This is a genomic window from Geoalkalibacter subterraneus (genome assembly GCF_000827125.1).
GTDB classification, from domain to species: Bacteria; Desulfobacterota; Desulfuromonadia; order Desulfuromonadales; family Geoalkalibacteraceae; genus Geoalkalibacter_A; species Geoalkalibacter_A subterraneus.
Map to the genome: position 1 here is coordinate 3,016,468 of NZ_CP010311.1, position 19,695 is coordinate 3,036,162.

Annotated in this window: 14 protein-coding genes; all 14 read right to left on the reverse strand. The window is 58.4% G+C overall.

The window, feature by feature from the left end; genetic code table 11:
• Positions 1-156: 156 nt before the first annotated feature.
• Positions 157-1,647: a sigma-54 interaction domain-containing protein gene (locus GSUB_RS14045; protein WP_040201360.1), complete on the reverse strand. Its 1,491-nt coding sequence runs from the start codon at positions 1,645-1,647 to the stop codon at positions 157-159.
• 210 nt (positions 1,648-1,857) lie between these two features.
• Positions 1,858-2,139 carry a hypothetical protein gene (locus GSUB_RS14050; protein ID WP_040201361.1) on the reverse strand — a complete coding sequence of 94 codons (282 nt, stop codon included), beginning with the start codon at positions 2,137-2,139 and terminating at the stop codon, positions 1,858-1,860.
• 190 nt (positions 2,140-2,329) lie between these two features.
• On the reverse strand, positions 2,330-3,310 hold the full coding sequence (locus GSUB_RS14055) for a lytic murein transglycosylase (protein ID WP_040201362.1): 981 nt from the start codon (positions 3,308-3,310) through the stop codon (positions 2,330-2,332).
• A 128-nt stretch (positions 3,311-3,438) separates the two neighbouring features.
• Positions 3,439-5,514, reverse strand: a complete 2,076-nt coding sequence (locus tag GSUB_RS19160) for a DUF4388 domain-containing protein (RefSeq protein ID WP_144402035.1) — start codon at positions 5,512-5,514, stop codon at positions 3,439-3,441.
• 177 nt (positions 5,515-5,691) lie between these two features.
• On the reverse strand, positions 5,692-6,357 hold the full coding sequence (gene phoU, locus GSUB_RS14065) for a phosphate signaling complex protein PhoU (RefSeq protein ID WP_040201363.1): 666 nt from the start codon (positions 6,355-6,357) through the stop codon (positions 5,692-5,694).
• 41 nt (positions 6,358-6,398) lie between these two features.
• Positions 6,399-7,178 carry a phosphate ABC transporter ATP-binding protein PstB gene (gene pstB, locus GSUB_RS14070; RefSeq protein ID WP_040201364.1) on the reverse strand — a complete coding sequence of 260 codons (780 nt, stop codon included), beginning with the start codon at positions 7,176-7,178 and terminating at the stop codon, positions 6,399-6,401.
• A 58-nt stretch (positions 7,179-7,236) separates the two neighbouring features.
• Complete coding sequence (gene pstA, locus GSUB_RS14075; protein ID WP_040202609.1) at positions 7,237-8,835, reverse strand: phosphate ABC transporter permease PstA; 1,599 nt, start codon at positions 8,833-8,835, stop codon at positions 7,237-7,239.
• A 42-nt stretch (positions 8,836-8,877) separates the two neighbouring features.
• Positions 8,878-11,106 carry an ABC transporter permease subunit gene (locus tag GSUB_RS14080; protein ID WP_040201365.1) on the reverse strand — a complete coding sequence of 743 codons (2,229 nt, stop codon included), beginning with the start codon at positions 11,104-11,106 and terminating at the stop codon, positions 8,878-8,880.
• A 182-nt stretch (positions 11,107-11,288) separates the two neighbouring features.
• Positions 11,289-12,287 carry a PstS family phosphate ABC transporter substrate-binding protein gene (locus tag GSUB_RS14085; RefSeq protein WP_084212082.1) on the reverse strand — a complete coding sequence of 333 codons (999 nt, stop codon included), beginning with the start codon at positions 12,285-12,287 and terminating at the stop codon, positions 11,289-11,291.
• A 144-nt stretch (positions 12,288-12,431) separates the two neighbouring features.
• Positions 12,432-14,234 (reverse strand): two-component system histidine kinase PnpS, encoded by a 1,803-nt coding sequence (gene pnpS / locus GSUB_RS14090; protein WP_052464955.1) that lies wholly within the window; start codon positions 14,232-14,234, stop codon positions 12,432-12,434.
• The gene (locus GSUB_RS14095; protein ID WP_040201366.1) at positions 14,231-14,935 is read right to left on the reverse strand and encodes a response regulator; all 705 of its coding nucleotides are present in this window, start codon (positions 14,933-14,935) and stop codon (positions 14,231-14,233) included. The genes pnpS and GSUB_RS14095 overlap by 4 nt, the downstream gene beginning before the upstream one ends.
• Positions 14,936-15,087: 152 nt before the next feature.
• Positions 15,088-15,369, reverse strand: coding sequence for an SDR family oxidoreductase (locus GSUB_RS14100; protein WP_040201367.1), 282 nt, complete (start codon positions 15,367-15,369; stop codon positions 15,088-15,090).
• A 185-nt stretch (positions 15,370-15,554) separates the two neighbouring features.
• The gene (locus tag GSUB_RS19165; RefSeq protein ID WP_052464956.1) at positions 15,555-17,987 is read right to left on the reverse strand and encodes a methyl-accepting chemotaxis protein; all 2,433 of its coding nucleotides are present in this window, start codon (positions 17,985-17,987) and stop codon (positions 15,555-15,557) included.
• A gap of 71 nt (positions 17,988-18,058) precedes the next feature.
• On the reverse strand, positions 18,059-19,651 hold the full coding sequence (locus GSUB_RS18195) for a methyl-accepting chemotaxis protein (protein ID WP_052464957.1): 1,593 nt from the start codon (positions 19,649-19,651) through the stop codon (positions 18,059-18,061).
• Positions 19,652-19,695: the final 44 nt, after the last annotated feature.

Here is a 19,695-nt window from a genome sequence, read left to right on the forward strand (position 1 = left end):
CAATTCCTGTGCCACAAAAAAACTCCAAGCATATCAAGGTATTAACCAGATCTCCATCCTGCACACAGCGCTTTTGCGACAGGTGCGACATTGCCCTGCAACGGTTTTGCGACGTTGCGCCGGGTCTCGTTGCACCCATTCCCTGAAATCGAACCCTTACGTCAAATCTTCGCGCCGCAGACCGAGGCGTCGCATGTAGCGGTAAAGGGTGGCGCGATGCACACCAAGCAGTCGCGCCGCCGCGGCCAGGTTGCCATTCGCCGCCTGGTAGGCGTGACGGATCTCCTCTTCGTCCAGCTCCGCAGACTGCGTTCGACGCCTGGTGAAATTCATCCCGCTCTCCCCACCCGTCGGGACCAGCTCGGCATCAAAGACCCGGCCTCCTCCTGCAGGCAGCGAACGCGTCCCACGCCCGGCAGTCCATGGGGTCAGTACCGCCGGCTGGTTGCGGCGTCGCTCAACGCCGGCGTCAAGATCCCAGCTGCCGGGCGCAAAACTCTGCCGCTCCTCAATCCAGTCTCGAAAGGCGCGCGCCCCGATTACATCGGCGCGGGTTTCGACATAAACCCGTTCCAGCACATTGCGCAGCTCCCGGATGTTGCCTGGCCACAGGTAGGCCTGCAGCACCTGCAGAGCTTCCGGCGTCAGGCGATGAATCACGCGACCGTATTTGCGATTGAACATTTCGAGGAAATGATCGACCAGGAAGGGGATGTCCTCGATTCTTTCGCGCAGCGGCGGTATCTGGATGCGCAGGATGGCAATGCGGTGGTAGAGGTCCGCGCGAAAGCGCCCCTCGCTTACCGCGCGTTCCAGTGCGACGTTGGTGGCACACAGAACCCGCACATCAATCTCCTGCTCCTGCTCGCCGCCGACCCGTTCGATGCGCCGCTCTTCAAGCACCCGCAACAGCTTCGACTGGGTGTGCAGAGGCATATCGCCAATCTCATCCAGAAACAGACTGCCGCCATGAGCCCGTTCGAAACGGCCTCGGTGAGTGCGCAACGCTCCGGTAAACGCACCTTTTTCATGGCCGAACAGCTCAGATTCCATCAACTCCTCAGCAATAGCAGCACAGTTCATCACGACATAGGGGCCCGATCTGCGATCGCTTTCCAGGTGCAGCGCACGCGCGACCAGCTCTTTTCCGGTCCCGGTCTCGCCGGTGATGACTGCGGAGGCGTCCGACTCGGCATAGAGCTTTACTTTCCGAATCACCTCCGATACGGCAGAGCTGATGCCGACAATGCCGTGGAATTGATACGGCGCGCGGTCCTCCCCGGGCACAAGCGCCCGAAAAGAGAAAAAGACCTGCTGTCCCTTGTAATCCTCGGTGAGGCCGCCTGGATAAATAGTTGCCATAAGGTGAGTCTCCCCCCCTGGCGTCGCCATCCGCACGCGCACATCTTCCACCGCTTCTCCTGCCGACGCCACATCCCGCGCCAGTTCACCCAAATCGGGGAGAGTCTGCCTGAAAACGGTGTTCAATGTACGGCCACGAGCCTGTCCCGCCGTGGTCCCCTGCAATTGTGCGAGATGGTCGGTAATCCGTTCCACACGCCAATGGCCTCCCTGACCGGAAACCACCAGATCGGGAACGGGTGCGGGAAGATTGGTTTGTTCAGTGAAAGGCTGGGTGAATGTCATGAAAACTCCCTGTCACGTATTTTCTTTTTTATTTAACCATCCGTGGGTCCAATCGCAAGTCGGATTGAAAGGAAAATTCAAGGAATTTCGAAGAATTAGAAGAGAAGTGAGGTTCTTAGCGGAGAGGGGGAGCAGACAATAAAACACCCCGGCCGGATCGATCTCCGAGCGGGGTGAATAAATTGCGGGAATTCAAGTATCATGCAAGGTTCAATGGGTGACCTGCACAAGCGCGCCGGCGGAGCGCGCCCGGGCGGTCAGGGCGGCACGGCACATGGCCTGAGCCGAAGTGACCCCCCGGCCCGAAGCGACCACTTCACCCGAAGCCGGATTGAGGACCAGATACTCGACCTGGCCGTCAATGGTACGGCCGCCGAAGCGATAAGGCACACCAAGGCGCGCCAGAACCGACCAGGCCCCGTTGAAGTCTACTTCCGGGTTACGAGCGTCATTTTCTTCCCACAACTGTACCGCGATCAGTTTGTTCCTCATGGCTGCCTCCATCATGGTCTTACCCATAAAGGGTAGAAAATATCCCACATCTAATAACCAATGCAGTATTTTTTTCTACTTATGGTTCACCATTATACTCCGGTTCGGAGAAATGCCAAGCGGAAAATGAAGAAAAAAAGACGTGAAATCAGAAGAGTCGACTTAGTTTCAACAGAGATGGCTTCTTGACTCAGCGGCGGTTCGCGATTTGGTCCGAAAGCTCTCCGACCGCCAATGCAAAGGAAATCGAGCGGTTCCACTTCATCAGTACCCTGAAATTCTCGTACACCAAGTAAGCCGGCCCCTGCTCGCCATCCGGAAGGATCAGGGAAGACTCAAGGTTGCGCCAGGGCAGCGCGGAGCCATCGGCGCGGCGCACCCCCAAAGCCTCCCATTGGCGCATGGTCCGGCGTTGTTCCAGTCCAACTAGAGACGGATCGAAGTCTTCCGGCAGGCGCACCTGCCGCCCCCAGGTCTGATCGTCCTGCCAACCGGAACGTGCCAGGTAGTTGGCCGCCGAGGCCAGCACGTCGGGGATGCTGTGCCAGATATCGATACGACCGTCACCTTCGGCATCCACGGCAAAACGCGCGAACGATGAAGGCATGAACTGACACTGCCCCATGGCCCCGGCCCAGGAGCCGGTCATGTTTTCCAGACGGACATGCCCTTCGTCGGCGATGCGCAGGGCGGTGAGCAGCTCGCTGCGAAAATAGTCTCCGCGACGCCCGTCATAGGCCAGTGTCGCAAGCGCAGGAATCACCTTGAAACCACCGGTGTAGGCTCCATAGTGGGTTTCAATCCCCCACAGCGCCACCAGAAAACGCCTCTGCACGCCAAAGCGCGATTCCACCCGCCCCAGCCAGGTCGGGTACCGCTTCAACATCAGACGCCCTCGTTTGATGCGTTCTGCGCTGACCCGAGCGGCCAAGTATTCGCTGAATGTCTGAGTAAATTCGGGCTGCTTGCGGTCAAGCTCAACGACACGCGGCAGGGGCTCTTCTATTTCGGCAAAGGCCGAATCAAGGGTCCTTTCGGAAATCCCCGCGGCACGGGCCTCTGTTCGCAGGTCCTGCAGCCAGCTTGAAAAGTCGTTCGCCCATGCGACTCCCGGCGCGCAAAGCGCTACAAGAATCGAGAGCATCATCGCGTGGAAAAAAGAGTGCCGCATATATCTCCATTGTAGGATTAATGTAACTGTTCAGCAGGGGCCGAAGAGCACGACGGCCCAGTCGAGCATGTCTGCCGAATTGATTACGGGTGGCTTAAAATATCCAGGAAAGGGTCCGGGAACCGGCGTCAGCCGATACGAACCGGCTTCAGAATGCGGGCTCGCACCATCAGGTAAACAAACTTGTAGACCTCGAAGTCGAGCATGGTGGCCTCCCGACAAATGGTCTTGAGATCGCGACGCCCGTCGATCAGATCCAGCACCGCCTGCTGATGCTCCGTCATGCGGGCCCCGGCGAGCTTCTCCCGCCCCTGCTCGTCGAAATCGAGAACCGTCTCCAGCGATGGGATCGCTTTGCGCAACCCGGCCCACTCCTCTTCATGCCGCGCTGCCTCATCGAGCAGGTCATTGACCCGCAGTTCCAAATCATCGACCGGGTCGACACCGGAATCTTCATTCAGCATTTTGAACCGGCCCTGGGGAAACAGGAACAGCGAGAAAACGACCCCTTCAGCCTGTGTGCGCAAAGCCTGCTTGAGATCGCCCGGTGCAAGGGCGTTCATCTCAACTAGCGTTTCCCCCAATCGGCGCTGCGGATTTGTGGCACACAGCTCCAGGGCCTGATCCCGCTGCTCCTCGCTGATCAGTCCCATGCGCACCAGCAGGTAGCCGAGCTTATTCATGAGGAAACCGCTGCGCGCGCCGCTTTCATAATTTACCGAATAAGCGGCGGCGATTTTTCCCAGCCGGAAATGGATACGCTTCTCATCATGGGAGCCACGCACGATGAGCGTTCCAGGCCTGGAGCAGCTCCCGATCATCCGCAGCAGGGATGAAACCTGAAAAAGGTCGAGCGTCCCAGCCAGTTCAGAGGGAGGATCAGAATCACCCTTCAATTTTTCCCCAGTCGAAGCCGTGTTTTCACGGGGGGAAACGGCTGGTGCGGGCTCAGTGGGGCGTGCCGATTTTGCTGATCGAGCCTGCATCCGCTGTGCACGGGCCTCGGCATAGAGCCCTTCGCCGTCAGGGGCATCGGCGGGGATATGGATATAACCATCTTCGTCCCGGTTATCGGATGGTTTTTGTTCCATTTGCGCCAAAACCTGCCGGGCACGCCGGCGGCGGAAAAACAACAACGTGAAGGTCAGCGCAGACAGCACGATCACAGCGTCGATCAGTTTGCGCCCGAGAGGAATACTGTCCCGTTCGCTGTTATCGGCGGCGGGAGAGAGGCGAGGTTGACTCTCCGGCGTGGAAGACGGTTCAGCAGCAGGCTCCCGGGGCACTTCTACCTGGGGAGAGGAAATCTCAGAAAACACTTCCTGCGACGGCTTCGACTCTTCCTTTTCGGCTTGGGGCAACCAGATGCGCGGCGCGGATTCCGACGGCGCCTGCCGGTCAGTTGTTTCGACTCCATCGGAGCCTGGTGCGGCTTCCGGCTTGGCTTCCGGCTTGGCTTCCGGCTTGGCTTCCGGCTTGGCTTCCGGCTTGGCTTCCGGCTTGGCTTCCGGCTTGGCTTCCGGCTTGGCTTCCGGCTTGGCTTCCGGCTTGGCTTCCGGCTTGGGCTCCGGCTTGGGCTCCGGCTTGGGCTCCGGCTTGGGCTCCGGCTTGGGCTCCGGCTTGGGCTCCGGCGTGGGCTCCGGCTTGGGCTCCGGCTTGGGCTCCGGCTTGGGCTCCGCCCTTGCGGGCGCAATAAATTCAGTTGCTCTCGGCAGTCCCGAACCGACCGCCACAAAGCTCTCCAGTTCGAAACGCTGCAGCAGCCGGCGCCCGGCGGGTTCGTCATCCATCGACATCAGGGCCTGATGGATGGCATCCAGGCTTCGGGAGGTAAGCCCCTGGCGGGCGATTCCAAGGAGAGGAGACAACTGCCTTCGGCCCAGGATCTGGAGATCCACCAGATGGAGGAATTCGCCGGCAGGTCGCTGACGCACAAAGTCCATGTGAACAAAGGCTATATCGACTTCGCGATGGCGGTTCATCCAGGTGTACAGAGTTTCGGGTTCGCGAAACATGTGCACCTGAACCGGCTGGTCCAGCTTTTGCGCCAGGTATTCGCTCAAAGCCTTCATGTTCTGCGCGTTGCCGGAAAAACCTTCACTGCCCTCGATGCCCCCAACAGCCAGACGTGCATAGGCACCGGTCGCGGCAAACAGCAGAAGGGATAAGATCAGAACAATGCGCGCGCAGAAATTTCCGCTCACAAAAACACCCGCCAGGAAAATCCGCCCCTTCATCACGAATATCGATGCGCTTAGTGGACGGAGTGAGAAATCAGACTTTATGTGGTGAGGCCACCTCCCCACTGTAATTATTAAAGCCTAATTTATCAAGCGTGTTTTGCGGCAGAGCGCTAAAAAAGTACCATTTCTCAACGTGATTTAACGCGACAGCCCCGTGTGACGCACAATATCCCCCTCAATCATGTAAATTACGTCTTCGGCCAGGTTGGTGGCCAGATCGGCAATGCGCTCCAGGTGGCGCGAAATCGTCAGGTAATGCAGAAGACTGTCGAGCTGATCGGGGTGGCTGCGGACCTCCTGTTTCACCAGAGAATAGGTCTGGGCATGCAGTTTATCAATTTGGTCGTCCATGCGGCAGACCTGCGCAGCCAGTCGCAGATCGAGATTAACGAGGGCATCGAGGCTTTTCTTGAGCATCTCCTCGACACCCGCCACCATGGCGGGGAAGTGTGTCGGGGCAACGATTCTTTCTTTTTCATCGGCCAGGGCTATGGTCCGCTCAGCGATATTTCCCGCCAGGTCCCCGATGCGCTCCAGGTCGTTGTTGATTTTGAGAACCGCAATGATGAAACGCAGATCGTTGGCGACCGGCTGGTGCAGCGCAAGAATTTTGAGGCATTCCTCTTCCAGGTCGACCTCAAGGTCGTCAATTTGATCATCACTCTCCATCACTTTGCGCGCCAGCTCCACATCCAGGTTCTCAACCGCCAGGACGGCTTTCTGAACACTTTCCTCCACGATAGCGCTGAGGCTCAGGATGCTTTTTTTCAGGCGGTCCATCTCCCTCTGTATGTGCAGAGTCATATCTGGATTTCCTTTTTCCTTGTAAGTTCAGGTGACAGCAATTACCCGAAACGACCGGTAATGTAATCTTCCGTCTGCTTGTTGCGCGGTTTCATGAAAAGCTGGTTCGTCAATCCGAATTCCACAAGCAGTCCTTCGAAGAAAAAGGCAGTGTAGTCGGAAACGCGCGCCGCCTGCTGCATGTTGTGGGTCACGATGATGATGGTGTAGTTCTCGCGCAGCTCGCCAATCAGTTCCTCCACCCGAGCGGTGGACTTGGGATCAAGGGCGCTGCACGGCTCATCCATCAGGATGACCTCCGGATTGACGGCGATGGCGCGGGCGATACAGAGGCGCTGCATCTGCCCGCCGGAGAGCCCGAGAGCCGACTGGTTGAGACGGTCCTTGACCTCATCCCACAGGCCGGCCCCGCGCAAGGCTTTTTCGCAGGTCTCGGCCAGCACGGTACGGTCTCTGATGCCGGCGATGCGCATTCCATAGACGACATTCTCAAAGATCGTTTTCGGGAAAGGGTTCGATTTCTGAAACACCATGCCGACCCGCCGCCTGAGCTCGATAACGTCCAGGTTGGCGGCATTGATTTCCATGCCGTTGAGCCGCAGGCTGCCTTCGACACGGGTGCCGTCGATCATGTCGTTCATCCGGTTGAGACAGCGCAGAAACGTTGATTTTCCGCAGCCGGAGGGACCGATCAGTGCCGTGACCTGACGCCGGGGGAACTGCAGGTCGATGTTATGCAGAGCCTCCGTTGAGCCATAGTAGAAATTGAGTTTTTCGACTTCGATCACCGGATCGGTGATCTGGGTTTCCGTCGACTTCATTGTCATGTCTATCCTTTAGAGATAATTTTTATTCTTCGGATTGTGTATGAAGAAAAAATCAAAAAGCACTGTAAGTGTAGCGTTTCTTCATCTTATTGCGCAGGTAGATGGCAAAACTGCTCATCACCAGCACAATCAGCACCAGCAGCAGCGTCGTAACAAACACCATTGGTTTGGCGGCCTCGACATTGGGCGACTGAAAACCGATGTCGTAGATGTGAAAGCCCAGGTGCATGAACTTGCGGTCCAGGTGCAGGAAAGGAAAGTCTCCATCCAGAGGCAGCGAGGGAGCGAGCTTGACCACTCCGGTAATCATCAGCGGCGCTACCTCTCCGGCGGCGCGTGCCATGGCGAGGATCAACCCGGTCATGATGCCCGGAGAAGCCAGGGGAATCAGAATGCGCACCAGGGTCTGGAATTTGGTTGCCCCCAGGGCCAGGGAACCGTCGCGCACACCTGCGGGGATGGCGCCAAGCGCCTCGTCGGTCGCGACGATCACTACCGGCACGGTGAGCAGCGCCAGCGTCAGGCTGGCCCACAGAATACCGCCGGTACCGAAGGTCGGCGTGGGCAGGCGCTCGGGGAAAAAGAGTTGGTCGATGGCCCCGCCGATGCCGTAGACAAAAAATCCCAGCCCGAAAATCCCGTAGACGATGGACGGGATACCCGCCAGGTTGTTGACCGCGATGCGCACCAGTCTCACGACCACACCGTCTTTAGCGTATTCGCGCAGGTAAATGGCGGCAACAACCCCCAGGGGGAAAGAAAAAAGACTCATGACGAAGACCAGCATGACGGTCCCGAAGATGGCCGGAAACAGCCCCCCTTCAGTATTGGATTCACGCGGGTCTTCCACCAGCAGTTCCTTGATCTTACTCATGTAGAAAAGGATCTTGCTGCCGATCGACATGTCGTTGGGTTGATAGAGGCGCACGATTTCGACCAGCGGCATGGTTTTCTCGCGACCGGAAACATCCGCGAAAGTGGCCTGAAAACGATTCATGGCGGCGATGACACGACGTTGTTTCTCCACCAACTCCTCGAAATCCTCTCTCAGCACCATCTGTCGGCGAGTCAGATCCATATATTCCGGGTTTTCCGGCCCCACGCCCTGGTATTCAAGTTTTCGCATTTCAAGGCGGGTCTGGTTGAGGCGACCGCTGATCGTTGAGATGCGCTCCGCGATTTCATCGACCTCTTCCAATTGATCGGACATGTTCTCGCGAACCAGGCGAAAATAGTCTACTTGGCCGATCTCTTTCGGTTTTTCGATGCCGGGAGCCTCGATGGAGCTTAAATATCCATAGAAATTGCCGTACTCCTGGCGTTCCAGGACCACAAGGTCACTCGGGTTTTTCATCTCCGCTACCTGATCGAGATCGATCCAGCGGAAATCCATGCCGTACAGATCGCGGTTGCCGACCTTGAGCTGGATGCGTTCACCATCGCCCAGCGCTGTTGCTTCACGTTTGACAATCTCACCGGCAACCTGTCGGCCGTCTGTCAGTTGCAGCGACACCACCTGCGACGGCCAGAACACCCCGAGGCCATTGACCATCACGACAATGATCAAGGTCGCGCAGATCAGAAGCGTGGTGGAGAGGGCGGCACCGGTGACCCATACCCAGGGCTCGCCGATGCGCCAGAATTTCTTCATGGATTTTCCCTGCAATGTCTTCTCGCTCATAGAGCACTTCCCCTAAAACCGGCCGTATTTTCGGCGCAGGCGTTGTCGTACGATCTCCGCCACCGTATTAAGAACAAAAGTCATCAGAAACAGAATCACGGCGGAAAGAAACAGGACCCGGTAAAGGGTTCCGGCTACCGGCGCCTCCGGTATCTCCACCGCAATGTTGGCGGACAGAGGGCGCATGCCGTTGAACAGGCTCCAGTCCATGATCGCCGTGTTGCCGGTCGCCATGAGGACAATCATGGTCTCGCCGATGGCACGGCCGAAACCGATCATCGTTCCCGCGAATATGCCGGGGCTGGCCGAAGGCAGCACCACCCGCCAGGCGGTCTGCCAGCGGCTGGCCCCCATGGCGAGAGAGGCCGCCCTCAGACTGCTCGGCACATTGGAGAGGGAATCCTCGGCAATGGTGAAAATGATGGGAATAACGGCAAATCCCAGAGCAAAAGCAATGACGATGCTGTTGCGCGGGTCGTAACGCACGCCCGCTTCCTGAAACATCCAGAGGGTGAAATTGCCGTCGAACAGGGTCAGCTCCAGGTAAGGACCCAGCCGCAGCGCAATATAGACAGCCAGAACCAGCACGGGGATCAGGGTCAGAAACTCCCATCCGCGTTCAATGCGCTTGAGGACTGAAATCTTGCGCAGGGCTTGCCAGGCAAGGACCCCCACCAGCAGGAAGGTCGGCAGCAGGGCGGCACTTAGAAAAAATCCGACGATGCTGCGCTCGAGAAGCGGCGCAAACCACAGCGCAGCGAGAAAACCGATAATGACCGTGGGGATCGCCGCCATGATTTCCACTGTCGGCTTGATAAAAGCCCGGAAAGCGGGGCGGGCGAAATTGCTCGTGTAGATGGCGCCGAGCAGCGCCAGGGGGACGGCAAACAGCATGGCATAGGCCGTCCCCTTGATTGTGCCGAAGATCAGAGGGGTGAGGCTCATCTTCGGCTCGAAATCGTCGGAGCCGGATGAAGACTGCCAGACGTATTCCGGCTTGTCGTAGCTTTCATACCAGACCTTGCCGAACAGCGTCTGGACACTGATTTCCGGGTGGGGGTTGTCCACCCTCCAGACGATGGCTTCGCCGCGTTCGTCGATTCCCACCACCCCGTTGTTGCGGGAACTGAGCCCGACCAGCCGCACCGGATGCATCCCCGAAAGGGTCAGCAGATGTCTTTCGCTCGTCATATGATCGTAATGCACCGTCCCGTCGGCACCAATGCTGAGCAGCGACTTGTCGCGCCGCGAAGGGACCAGTTCCGTAACCGCTTCAACGTGCGACCTGAGCTTGTGAATGAGGCGCAGGCGGCGCTCGCCCTCTTCCGTCTCACGCACTCCGAACCAGGTGCTGACGCCGCCTTTCTCATCACCGACCGCCAGCGATATATCCCCGTAAACAAGAGCCAGCGCCGTAATGGCGCGCCGGTCGGAAAAAGCCTCGACCGTCTCCACCAGCTGCGCGTCCTGGTCCTCCGACACATTCCAGTGCAGAAGCCGTCCATCGGCAGTCCCGGCGTAAATATTCGAACCATGGGAATCCACGGTCAGGGCGGTTATGGCGGAATCAGCGGCGTCATCGAGGACATGGCTGATCTCTTCCGTGCTTTCATTGCCGAAAAGATCGCTGACCGTCAACCTGCGCAGTACCTGGACCCGGTTGTCCTGCAGCAGATCTACCCGTACAGCGCGGCCCTCCCCGGTTCGCGCCAGGGAACGCTGCGGAACAGGCTCCAGGGCGGGGAAAACAGCTTCCTGGGTCACCTCATAGCGCAGCGTGCGCACCCCGGCGTCGTCAAAATGGGTCTTGAAGTGAATGCGATCCAGCGATAGCGCCCCATCGCTCCACAGCGTGGCAAAACGCGATCCGTCTCCGCCCCACTCGATACGCCGTGGCAACGCTGTCGGGCTCCCGGGAGAAGCCAGCTCTACCTCCGCGCGCAACTCCGCTGTATTATTGTCGAAGATGCGCACCTTGCCCGCCGAGGTGATCACAAAGGCATTCTCAAGGTACTCGTCGATCCCCGTCGCCAGAATCTGCTCGTCTTCAGCCAGCGGATCGGTCACCCTGTATTTGGCGAAAATCTCCGCCTCGGGGTCCTTGAACAGGGGCAGACTGACCTCGGCGATCAGCACCAGAATAAAGATGACGCAGAAAATAACGGAAAACCCTCCGGCGGTAATCAACCAGCGTGCCAGACGGTCCCTGCGTTTGATTCGTTTCAGCAGGTTTTGATCCATGCAATTCGTTCCCGCGGACTCAATGCCCTGTACTGATTGTACAGGGCACTGAGTCCCTCAAATAAGCGCGCGGGTTCCGCCCCTCCTCCTGTGAGGCGAGGGGCGGAACCCGTGCTTGAGTTGTTCAAACCAGATCGACTCGCTTCTTCTGCTGCAGAGCCGCTTCAGCGCTACAGCGCTCTTCAGTCCAGCAGCGCGCGCTGCTGCTGAGCGATGTTTGCCGGAAGGGGAAGGTAGCCGTCCTTGACCACGATCTCCTGACCTTCTTTCGAGAGAATGAATTTGACGAATTCCCTGACCAGCGGTGAAAGCTCCTCGCCCGGCTTTTTGACAATATTGATGTAAAGAAGGCGCCCCAGGGGGTACTTGCCTTGAAGTACATTCTCATAGCTCGGCTCGTAAGCGGTCTCACCCTCGCTTTTGCTCAGGGCCACGGCCTTGACGCCGGACGTCTTGTAACCGATCCCGGAATAACCTATGCCGGCCTTATCTTCAGTCACGGCCAGCACGACCGAGGCTGAACCGGGCTGCTCCTTGACGGTGTCCTTGTAGTCACCCTTGAACAGCGCCTTTTTCTTGAAGTAGCCGTAGGTGCCGGATGCGCTGTTGCGGCCATAGATGCTGATCGGCATGCCGGCCAGCTCACCCTCGACGCCCACCTGCCCCCAGGTCTGGATATCGCGAGGGTAGCCGCCTTTGCGGTTCTTGGAAAAAATCGCATCCACCTCGGGCAGAGAGAGTTGCTCGACCGGATTGTCCTTGTTGATATAGACGGCGAGCGAATCAAGGGCCACCCCGATGGTGGTGGGCTTGAAGCCGTACTTGCTTTCGAACTTCTCGATTTCCTCGTTTTTCATGGCGCGCGACATGGGGCCGATCTGGGCGGTCCCTTCGATCAGCGCCGGCGGTGCGGTACTCGACCCCTTGCCCTCGATCTGAATGTTGACGTTGGGGTAGTGCTTGCGGAAACTCTCCGCCCAGAAGGTCATCAGGTTGTTGAGGGTATCGGAGCCGACACTGTTGAGGTTGCCGGATACGCCCTGCACCTTCTGGTAGGACGGCAGATTGGGGTCGACCTCCAGAGTGGCTGCGGCAGCCGGGTTCGTCACAAACAGGGTAAGGGTCAGGGCCACAGCGGCCAGAGGACTGGATTTCAAAATTTTTTTCAGGGGATGCAACATGCCTTCTTCTCCTTGATGGGAATGAGAGCAGCCTTCAGCGGGAACTCCGTCCGCTTCGGCCAACCTTGTTGCTAACGCATTATCGACAGTTCTGTTAGCCTCGTGTTAGCAGAAGGTGAGAACTCAGCAAGAGAGATTTGGCGATCATTTTTTCTGTGGCAGATGAAGGCGGAAGGTACTGCCGGTGCCGGGTTCACTTTCCACCGTGACCCGCCCTCCGTGGGCCTGGGCGATGTGCTTGACAATGGCCAGCCCCAGACCGGTCCCCCCCTGCTTGCGGCTGCGCGCCTTGTCGACCCGATAAAACCGCTCAAACACCCGGGGCAGATGCTCGCGGGCGATGCCACGCCCCTGATCGCGCACCTCGATCACCACCTGATCGCCGCGCGACATCGCCTGCACAAGAACGACGCTGTTTTCGGGGCTGTATTTAACGGCGTTGTCGATCAGGTTCACCACCGCCTGCTCCAGCAGGGGCGCATTCAGACGCGATCGCAGCGCCTCGTCACAAACCAGTTGCAATTCCACGGATTTCTGCTGTGCAGTCGGTTCGCAGGCCTGGATCGCGGACAGCAGCACCGCCCGCACCGGGCCCTCCTGCAGTTCGATCCCGCCTTTTTCGCTCTCCTGCTCGATGCGTGACAGGGAAAGAAGATCCTCGATAATGGACTGCAAACGCTCTGACTGACGAATAATGATTTCGAGAAAGCGGCGGGCATCCTCTTTCGAGTCAAGGGCGCCGTCGAGCAGGGTCTCGACAAAGCCCCGAATGGCAGTGATCGGCGTTTTCAGTTCATGAGAGACGTTGGCCACAAAATCGCGCCGCACGTTCTCCAACCGCCGCAACCGGGTCACATCGTTGAGCACCACCAGCGCACCGATGCTCTCCCCCTGGCTGTCGAGCAGGCGCGAACCATGGGCCTGCAGATAGAGTTCCCCCTTTTCGCCACGCAGAATGACGTCCCCTTCGACCGGTCGATTGCCCGCCAGGGCCCGCGCGACGAAGCGCTGCAGATCGGCCTTGCGCGCCACTTCGTGAATCATGCGCCCTTCGGCCGCGCGCGGATCGACGCCCAGAAGTTCTCCGGCCGCGCTGTTGATGCGCAGAATACGCTCATCCGCATCGACAGCGAGCACCCCTTCGACCATGCTGCGCAGCACGGCTTCCTGTTCATTGCGCTGACGCAGAACCGTCTGGATGCGTTCATCGAGTTGAGCGGCCATCTGATTGAGGGCTTCGGCCAACCCTGCAATCTCTTCCGTTCCCACCACCGGCAGACGTCGGTCGAGTTCCCCCTGGGCGAAACGTTCCGCCCCTTCTTTCATTCTCACCAAAGGGCGACTGATTCGCCGCGAAATGCTCAAGCTGATCAGGCCCGCCAGCACTGCGACCCCAAGTCCGCCAAAAATCAGGCGTGAACGAACCCCGGCCAGAGTTTCTTCGATGGAACGGGCGGAATAAGAGGTACGCACACTGCCCACAAGAACACCGTCGTGTCGGATGGGGACGGCGACGTAGACCATATTGCGGTTCAGGGTATGACTGTAACGCACGGCATTACCGACACCTCCGTCGAGAGCCGTGCGAATCTCCGGTCGACTGCTGTGATTATCCATTCGGCGCGGATCCTCGTCAGAGTCACCCAGCACCCTGCCCTCGGTGTCCACAACCGTGATGCGAGTCTCCGTCTCGCGCCCGAGGCGGTTCACCAGGTTCTGGATAGCGGCAAAATCTTCACGCACCAGCAAAGGCTCAATCGCATCCTCCAGCAGAATGCTGCGGGCACTGAGATTGCCGACCGTCTCCTGAAGATAGAACTTCTGCAGAACCTGGGAGAAATAGATTCCGGCCGCGCCGAGGGAGAGAAGAATCATCAGCAGGAAAGCGGGAAAGATCTGCCAGATCAGCTTGCGGCGCCGGCCGTGGAATATTCCTTTTTTATTCACGCGCCACCCTGATCCTTGAAACGGTAGCCGACACCACGCACCGTCTCGATGCATTCGCCATGGCGGCCGAGTTTCTTGCGCAAACCGACGATCTGCACATCAACCGCCCGATCGGTCACCGCATAGTCGTCGCCACGCACGGCATTGACGATCTGGTAGCGTGTGAAGACCCAGCCGGGGCGGCTGGCAAGAAAGTGCAACACACGAAATTCGGTGAAGGTGAGATCGACCGGGTTGCCATCCACCAGCACCTCGTTGCGGCCGGGGTGGATGACGATACCGTGGATGGAGATACTGTCGTCGTTCGGGGAAAGACCGGAATCACGCTCGCGGCGCCGCAGCACGTTCTTGACGCGGGCAAGCAGCACCTTGGTGGAAAACGGCTTGACCACGTAATCGTCCGCCCCCATCTCCAACCCCGCCACCACGTCGGACTCTTCCCCCCGCGCCGTCACCATGATAATGGGGATAGCTGCCGTGCCTGAATCCTTCTTCATGCGGCGGCAGAACTCAAGGCCGTCGATCCCCGGCAGCATCAGGTCGAGAAGAATCAGGTCCGGATGTTTCCCCGCCACCGCCCTGAGTCCTTCCTCGCCGCTGGTGACGGGCGTCACGGTGTATCCCTCTTTGGCCAGGTTGTAGTGCACCAGGGCCAGGATATCTTCCTCATCCTCAACCACCAGGATGTTTTCTTTCGCCATTTTTCAGATCCTCTTCAGGGGTGAGACAGCGACATATTCTCTTCAGTTCCAAATCATGGAGGCTTTCACTTATCTACCGCCGCATTGTTAGGTTTTTGTGAGCGTGAGCAGAGAGTAAGAACATGCACTGCCAAGCCACCCTCAGAAACTATTCAGACGTAGAGCATCTTGCGCGTCATACCGCCATCGATAACCAGGTTTTCACCGGTGATGAAATCATTGGCCGGATCGGCCAGAAAAAGTGCGGCGCGCGCAACATCCTCTTTTAAAGAAAGGACTTCGCCCAGGTGCATACAGCGCTGCTTCGCCTGCTCCAACGCCTCGCCGTCACAATCCACCATCGCAACCCGCATTCCTGCCCGCAGAAACGCCTCGCTAATGGCGCGCCCGATCCCCTGCGCGCCGCCGGTGACAAGAGCCACTCTTTTCGCCATTTAAATCCTCCACAGAAGGTTGAGACTGTTAAAGCCATACCAATATATCGTAATGCCCATCGCATGCCAGCCTGAGAAATGCCCTGGCCAAGCCGACGGCACTGAAAACGCAGAAAGGGCCCAGCGATCTACAGCGCTGCGCCCTTTCTGCGTTTAGTTCATTTTTTCTATTTTCGACTTATTCTTCAGTACCGCCCGAACTCGTCGTCATCGAGATCGATTTTGGGAGCCCCTTTGTCAGTGGTGTTTTGCGGGCGGTCTTTCCTGTCGGGCTGAGGCGCGGGGATAGCCCTGGATGGAGATTTTTTTTGACTCTGAACCCCGCTACTCTCCTGATTGTCGAGACGGAACTGCTGCAGCAGGCGGCGCAGTTCTTCAGCCTGGCTGGAAAGCTCTTCCGCTGCCGCGGCGGACTCTTCGGCGTTGGCGGTGTTCTGCTGGGTGACCTGGTCGATCTGACCCAGCCCGGTGTTGACCTGCCCGATTCCCTCGGCCTGCTCCTTGCCCGCCGCGCTGATCTCGGCCACCAGGTCGGAGACCTTGCCGATGCCGCTGACGATCTCGTTCAGAGCGGTGGCCGTCTCGCCGGCGATCTCCACCCCGTTGCGGGTCTTGGCCACCGAACCTTCGATCAGGTCTGCCGTCTCGCGCGCCGCCTTGGCGCTGCGGGCGGCGAGGTTGCGCACCTCTTCGGCCACCACCGCAAAACCCTTGCCGTGCTGTCCGGCGCGCGCCGCTTCCACCGCCGCATTCAAGGCCAACAGGTTGGTCTGGAAGGCGATCTCGTCGATGGTCTTGATGATCTTGGAGATATCGCTGCCGGCGCGGCTGATTTCGTCCATCGCCTCGGTCATGGCGCTCATGCGCTGCTGGCCCCGCTCGGCGGCGGTGCGTGCCTGGCCGGCCACCTGGTCGGCCAGGCCGGCGTTGTCGGCGCTTTGCTTGGTCTGCGCCGCCATCTCGTTCATGGAGGCGGAAATCTCCTCCAGGGAGCTGGCCTGCTCGGTGGCTCCCTGCGACAACGACTGGCTTGAATCGGCCACCTGGGAAGCCCCGGAAGCGATCTGGTCGCCAGCCGTTTTGACCTGGCCGATAATGTTTCGCAGGTTGTCCACCATGCGGGTCAGAGCCCTGCCCATGCCGTCTGAATCCGAAACCACGACCACCTGCTGATTCAGGTCGCCTTCAGCAATTGCCAGGGCCACTTTTTCGCGATCTTCGACCACCTGGGCCAGGGCGTTTGTCATGGAGCCAAGCTCCTCAAGCTCATCCCGTGCAGCGAAGGCCTTGCAGTTGCGGCAATCTTCACCACGCTGGGCCCGTGGGCAGTGCTTGACTGCTGCAAAAGATCCCGATTCGACCCAACAGACACTCTCCTTGCCGTAACTGGGGCAATCGGGTTCGCTGCAGTTCATAATCTGAGAGCAGTTCACAGCCTTACCGGCCGGAAGGCGCTCAGACACATCGCCCTTTGATATTTTTTCGATGACGCGCACCGTATTGCGCAGCAGACGGGTGATGTGCCCGGTCACCAGGAAAATGACCCCGCACACGACAATTACCAACCCAGCTCCCCCTGCGGCTGTCCCATAGGTGAGATTCTTCAGGGTCGCCTCGCCCTGCGAGACGATGTTCGCCAGCATTGCCTGCCCTTCGGTCACATCCTGGGCCATGACCATGACACCGACAACCTCTCCTGCGTAATCGCGTACCGGAAAGGATGCCACATAATATTGCCCCTGCTCCTGGAAGAAAGGGCCCTGGGTACCACGGCGCAGCAGATCAAGATCGATCAGCGGGTCAGTCACTGCTGGATCGGTCGCTGCTGCGAAGACAAACTCACCTCCGACACGCGGATACTTTGTTTCATCCTTCATGCGGGTCGCTACCGAAAGCAGGTCCTGGTTCATATAAAGCGCATAATACTGGTTTTCATCGGTGCGGGAAACTTCAAGAAATGAATCCATGGATAACAGAAATTCATTGGAACCCAGATGTCTGCCGTCCGGCGCAGTAATAGGCATCAATCCACGCACCACGAAACCGGCTCGCCCGACTTCGATTCCGCTCAGCGGCTGGTGAGGAGCGCGATTAATGCGTACCACTGTTTCGCGAAATGGCGAGATATCATCGGAGATATCGATCCGACTGCCGTTGCGTGTGGTCTGCCAGCCATCACGCCACAACCGGACCAGGCTGCGGCCGTTAGGCAGATGGAAATGCAGTTGATAGCCCCCTTTGCCGAGAGCGTCGTAGCCTTCAATCATCGGTTTGAAGACTTCCCGCAGCATTTCGCGTGCAGCCTGACTCTGCGGTGAGGCTTCGTCGTCCATATTGCCGGAATGGGCAAACTCGTAAGCTTCGACCACTTGCGGCATGCGACTGACCGGAGCAGCCTGCTCGAGAGCCTTCTGCCCCATGCGTTCAATATTGGCATAAATCTCTTCGATCTTGGACTCCGCGGCGCTCTGTACCGAACGGTCTAGTATCTGTTCGGCATTCTCGACCTGGCGGGTGACCAGGTTGCGCAAACTCCACTGCAGTGCAAAGTACCCGGCCAGACAGGTCAGAACCAACGTCAGGGTTACGGGAACCAGAAATTTGTTTCTGATTTTCATACGCTCACCTCTGTGCAAAAAATTAAACGAAACTTAACATTTTCTCTATAAAAATTCAATAAATTTAATTTTTATAGTTTAACCCACAGAAAAGGGCACCTGAAAATCTCAGGTGCCCAGAGGATTACCTCGGCCTGCTCTTTGCCCGCCGCGCTGATCTCGGCCACCAGGTCGGAGACCTTGGCAATGCCGCTGACGATCTCGTCCAGGGCTGTCGCCGTCTCGCCGGCGATCTCCACCCCGTTGCGGGTCTTGGCGACCGAACCTTCAATCAGATCCGCCGTCTCGCGGGCCGCCTTGGCGCTGCGTGCGGCGAGGTTGCGGACCTCTTCAGCAACCACCGCAAAACCCTTGCCGTGCTGTCCGGCGCGCGCCGCTTCCACCGCGGCGTTGAGAGCCAGCAGGTTGGTCTGGAAGGCGATCTCGTCGATGGTCTTGATGATCTTGGAGATATCACTGCCGGCGCGACTGATTTCGTCCATCGCCTCGGTCATGGCACTCATGCGCTGCTGGCCCCGCTCGGCGGCGCTGCGCGCCTGTCCGGCCACCTGGTCGGCCATACCGGCATTGTCGGCGCTCTGCTTGGTCTGCGAGGCCATCTCGTTCATGGAAGCCGAAATCTCCTCCAGGGAGCTGGCCTGCTCGGTGGCCCCCTGTGACAGCGACTGGCTCGAATCGGACACCTGGGAGGCCCCGGAAGCGATCTGGTCGCCGGCTTCCTGAACCCGCCCCAGCACCTGGTTGAGATCTTCGCTGACTTTTTTAAGAGAGTTCCGAATAACGTCTCTTTCATCATGAGGCGTCACCTCGAAATCGAGATCCCCATGGGCCAGTTTTTCAAGATTGACGACGATCTCGTTCTGCAGGGTATCCGCGAAGCTGTCAACGGCCTGACCCATCTGGGCGATTTCATCATTGCCGTTCATATTCAGGCGTTCGCTGATATGGCCATGGCCCAGTTCACGCATGATCTCCACTAACCGCTCCAGGGGACGGCGGATCCAGCGGCCCAACAGCCAGTAAACGCCAAAGGAGGCAATCAGCAATCCCCCGAGACCGGTCATGACGCCGGTCGTAATACTCTCGGAGCGTGCCGACTGCAATGCGGCGGCTATCTCGTCCTGACTCTCGAGAAACTTGTCAAGACTGTAACGCACGAACAACACCCCGGCGACGCTGCCTTCTTCCACGTCAAAGTGACACTCGAGGCAGCGCTCTTCCATGATGTGAGTGCGCGACAACAAAATCGCTTTACCTTCGTCGAGCTCCTCCACCGGCTGGTTTTGACCCCGAACAGGCTTAAACGGCAGACGGGAACCGAGAAATTCCTCATGGCTGGCGTAATTGACCTTGCCGGAGGGGTCAGTCAGACCAACTTCTATCACGCCAGGGACTTCTCCCAAGCCATGGAGAAGCTCGGCGAAAATATCCATTTCACCGCGTTCCAGCGACCCCTCGGTGCCGACCTCAAGGCTGGTAAAAACGCTGTGAGCCTGGTCAAAAGCGGCTTCGCGCAGCTCCTCCAGAGAATGCTCGCCGTTTTTCTCAAGCAATGCGGTACTGCGCACCGTGCTGATGGTGGTGGCAACGCCGAAAACCACCGCGAGAACCAAAGCCAGAAAACAACCGACCCTGACCTGAATACTGTTCAGCTTACTCCCCATGGGAAATCTCCGTTGATTCTGTCATGAATTAGTGGCGGACACCC

Coding starts and splice junctions, on each gene's coding strand:
- GSUB_RS14045 (WP_040201360.1), bottom strand. CDS start 1,647: ATGACATTCACCCAGCCTTTCACTGAACAAACCAATCTTCCCGCACCC.
- GSUB_RS14050 (WP_040201361.1), bottom strand. CDS start 2,139: ATGAGGAACAAACTGATCGCGGTACAGTTGTGGGAAGAAAATGACGCT.
- GSUB_RS14055 (WP_040201362.1), bottom strand. CDS start 3,310: ATGCGGCACTCTTTTTTCCACGCGATGATGCTCTCGATTCTTGTAGCG.
- phoU (WP_040201363.1), bottom strand. CDS start 6,357: ATGACTCTGCACATACAGAGGGAGATGGACCGCCTGAAAAAAAGCATC.
- pstB (WP_040201364.1), bottom strand. CDS start 7,178: ATGAAGTCGACGGAAACCCAGATCACCGATCCGGTGATCGAAGTCGAA.
- pstA (WP_040202609.1), bottom strand. CDS start 8,835: ATGAAGAAATTCTGGCGCATCGGCGAGCCCTGGGTATGGGTCACCGGT.
- GSUB_RS14080 (WP_040201365.1), bottom strand. CDS start 11,106: ATGGATCAAAACCTGCTGAAACGAATCAAACGCAGGGACCGTCTGGCA.
- GSUB_RS14085 (WP_084212082.1), bottom strand. CDS start 12,287: ATGTTGCATCCCCTGAAAAAAATTTTGAAATCCAGTCCTCTGGCCGCT.
- GSUB_RS14095 (WP_040201366.1), bottom strand. CDS start 14,935: ATGGCGAAAGAAAACATCCTGGTGGTTGAGGATGAGGAAGATATCCTG.
- GSUB_RS14100 (WP_040201367.1), bottom strand. CDS start 15,369: ATGGCGAAAAGAGTGGCTCTTGTCACCGGCGGCGCGCAGGGGATCGGG.
- GSUB_RS19165 (WP_052464956.1), bottom strand. CDS start 17,987: ATGAAAATCAGAAACAAATTTCTGGTTCCCGTAACCCTGACGTTGGTT.
- GSUB_RS18195 (WP_052464957.1), bottom strand. CDS start 19,651: ATGGGGAGTAAGCTGAACAGTATTCAGGTCAGGGTCGGTTGTTTTCTG.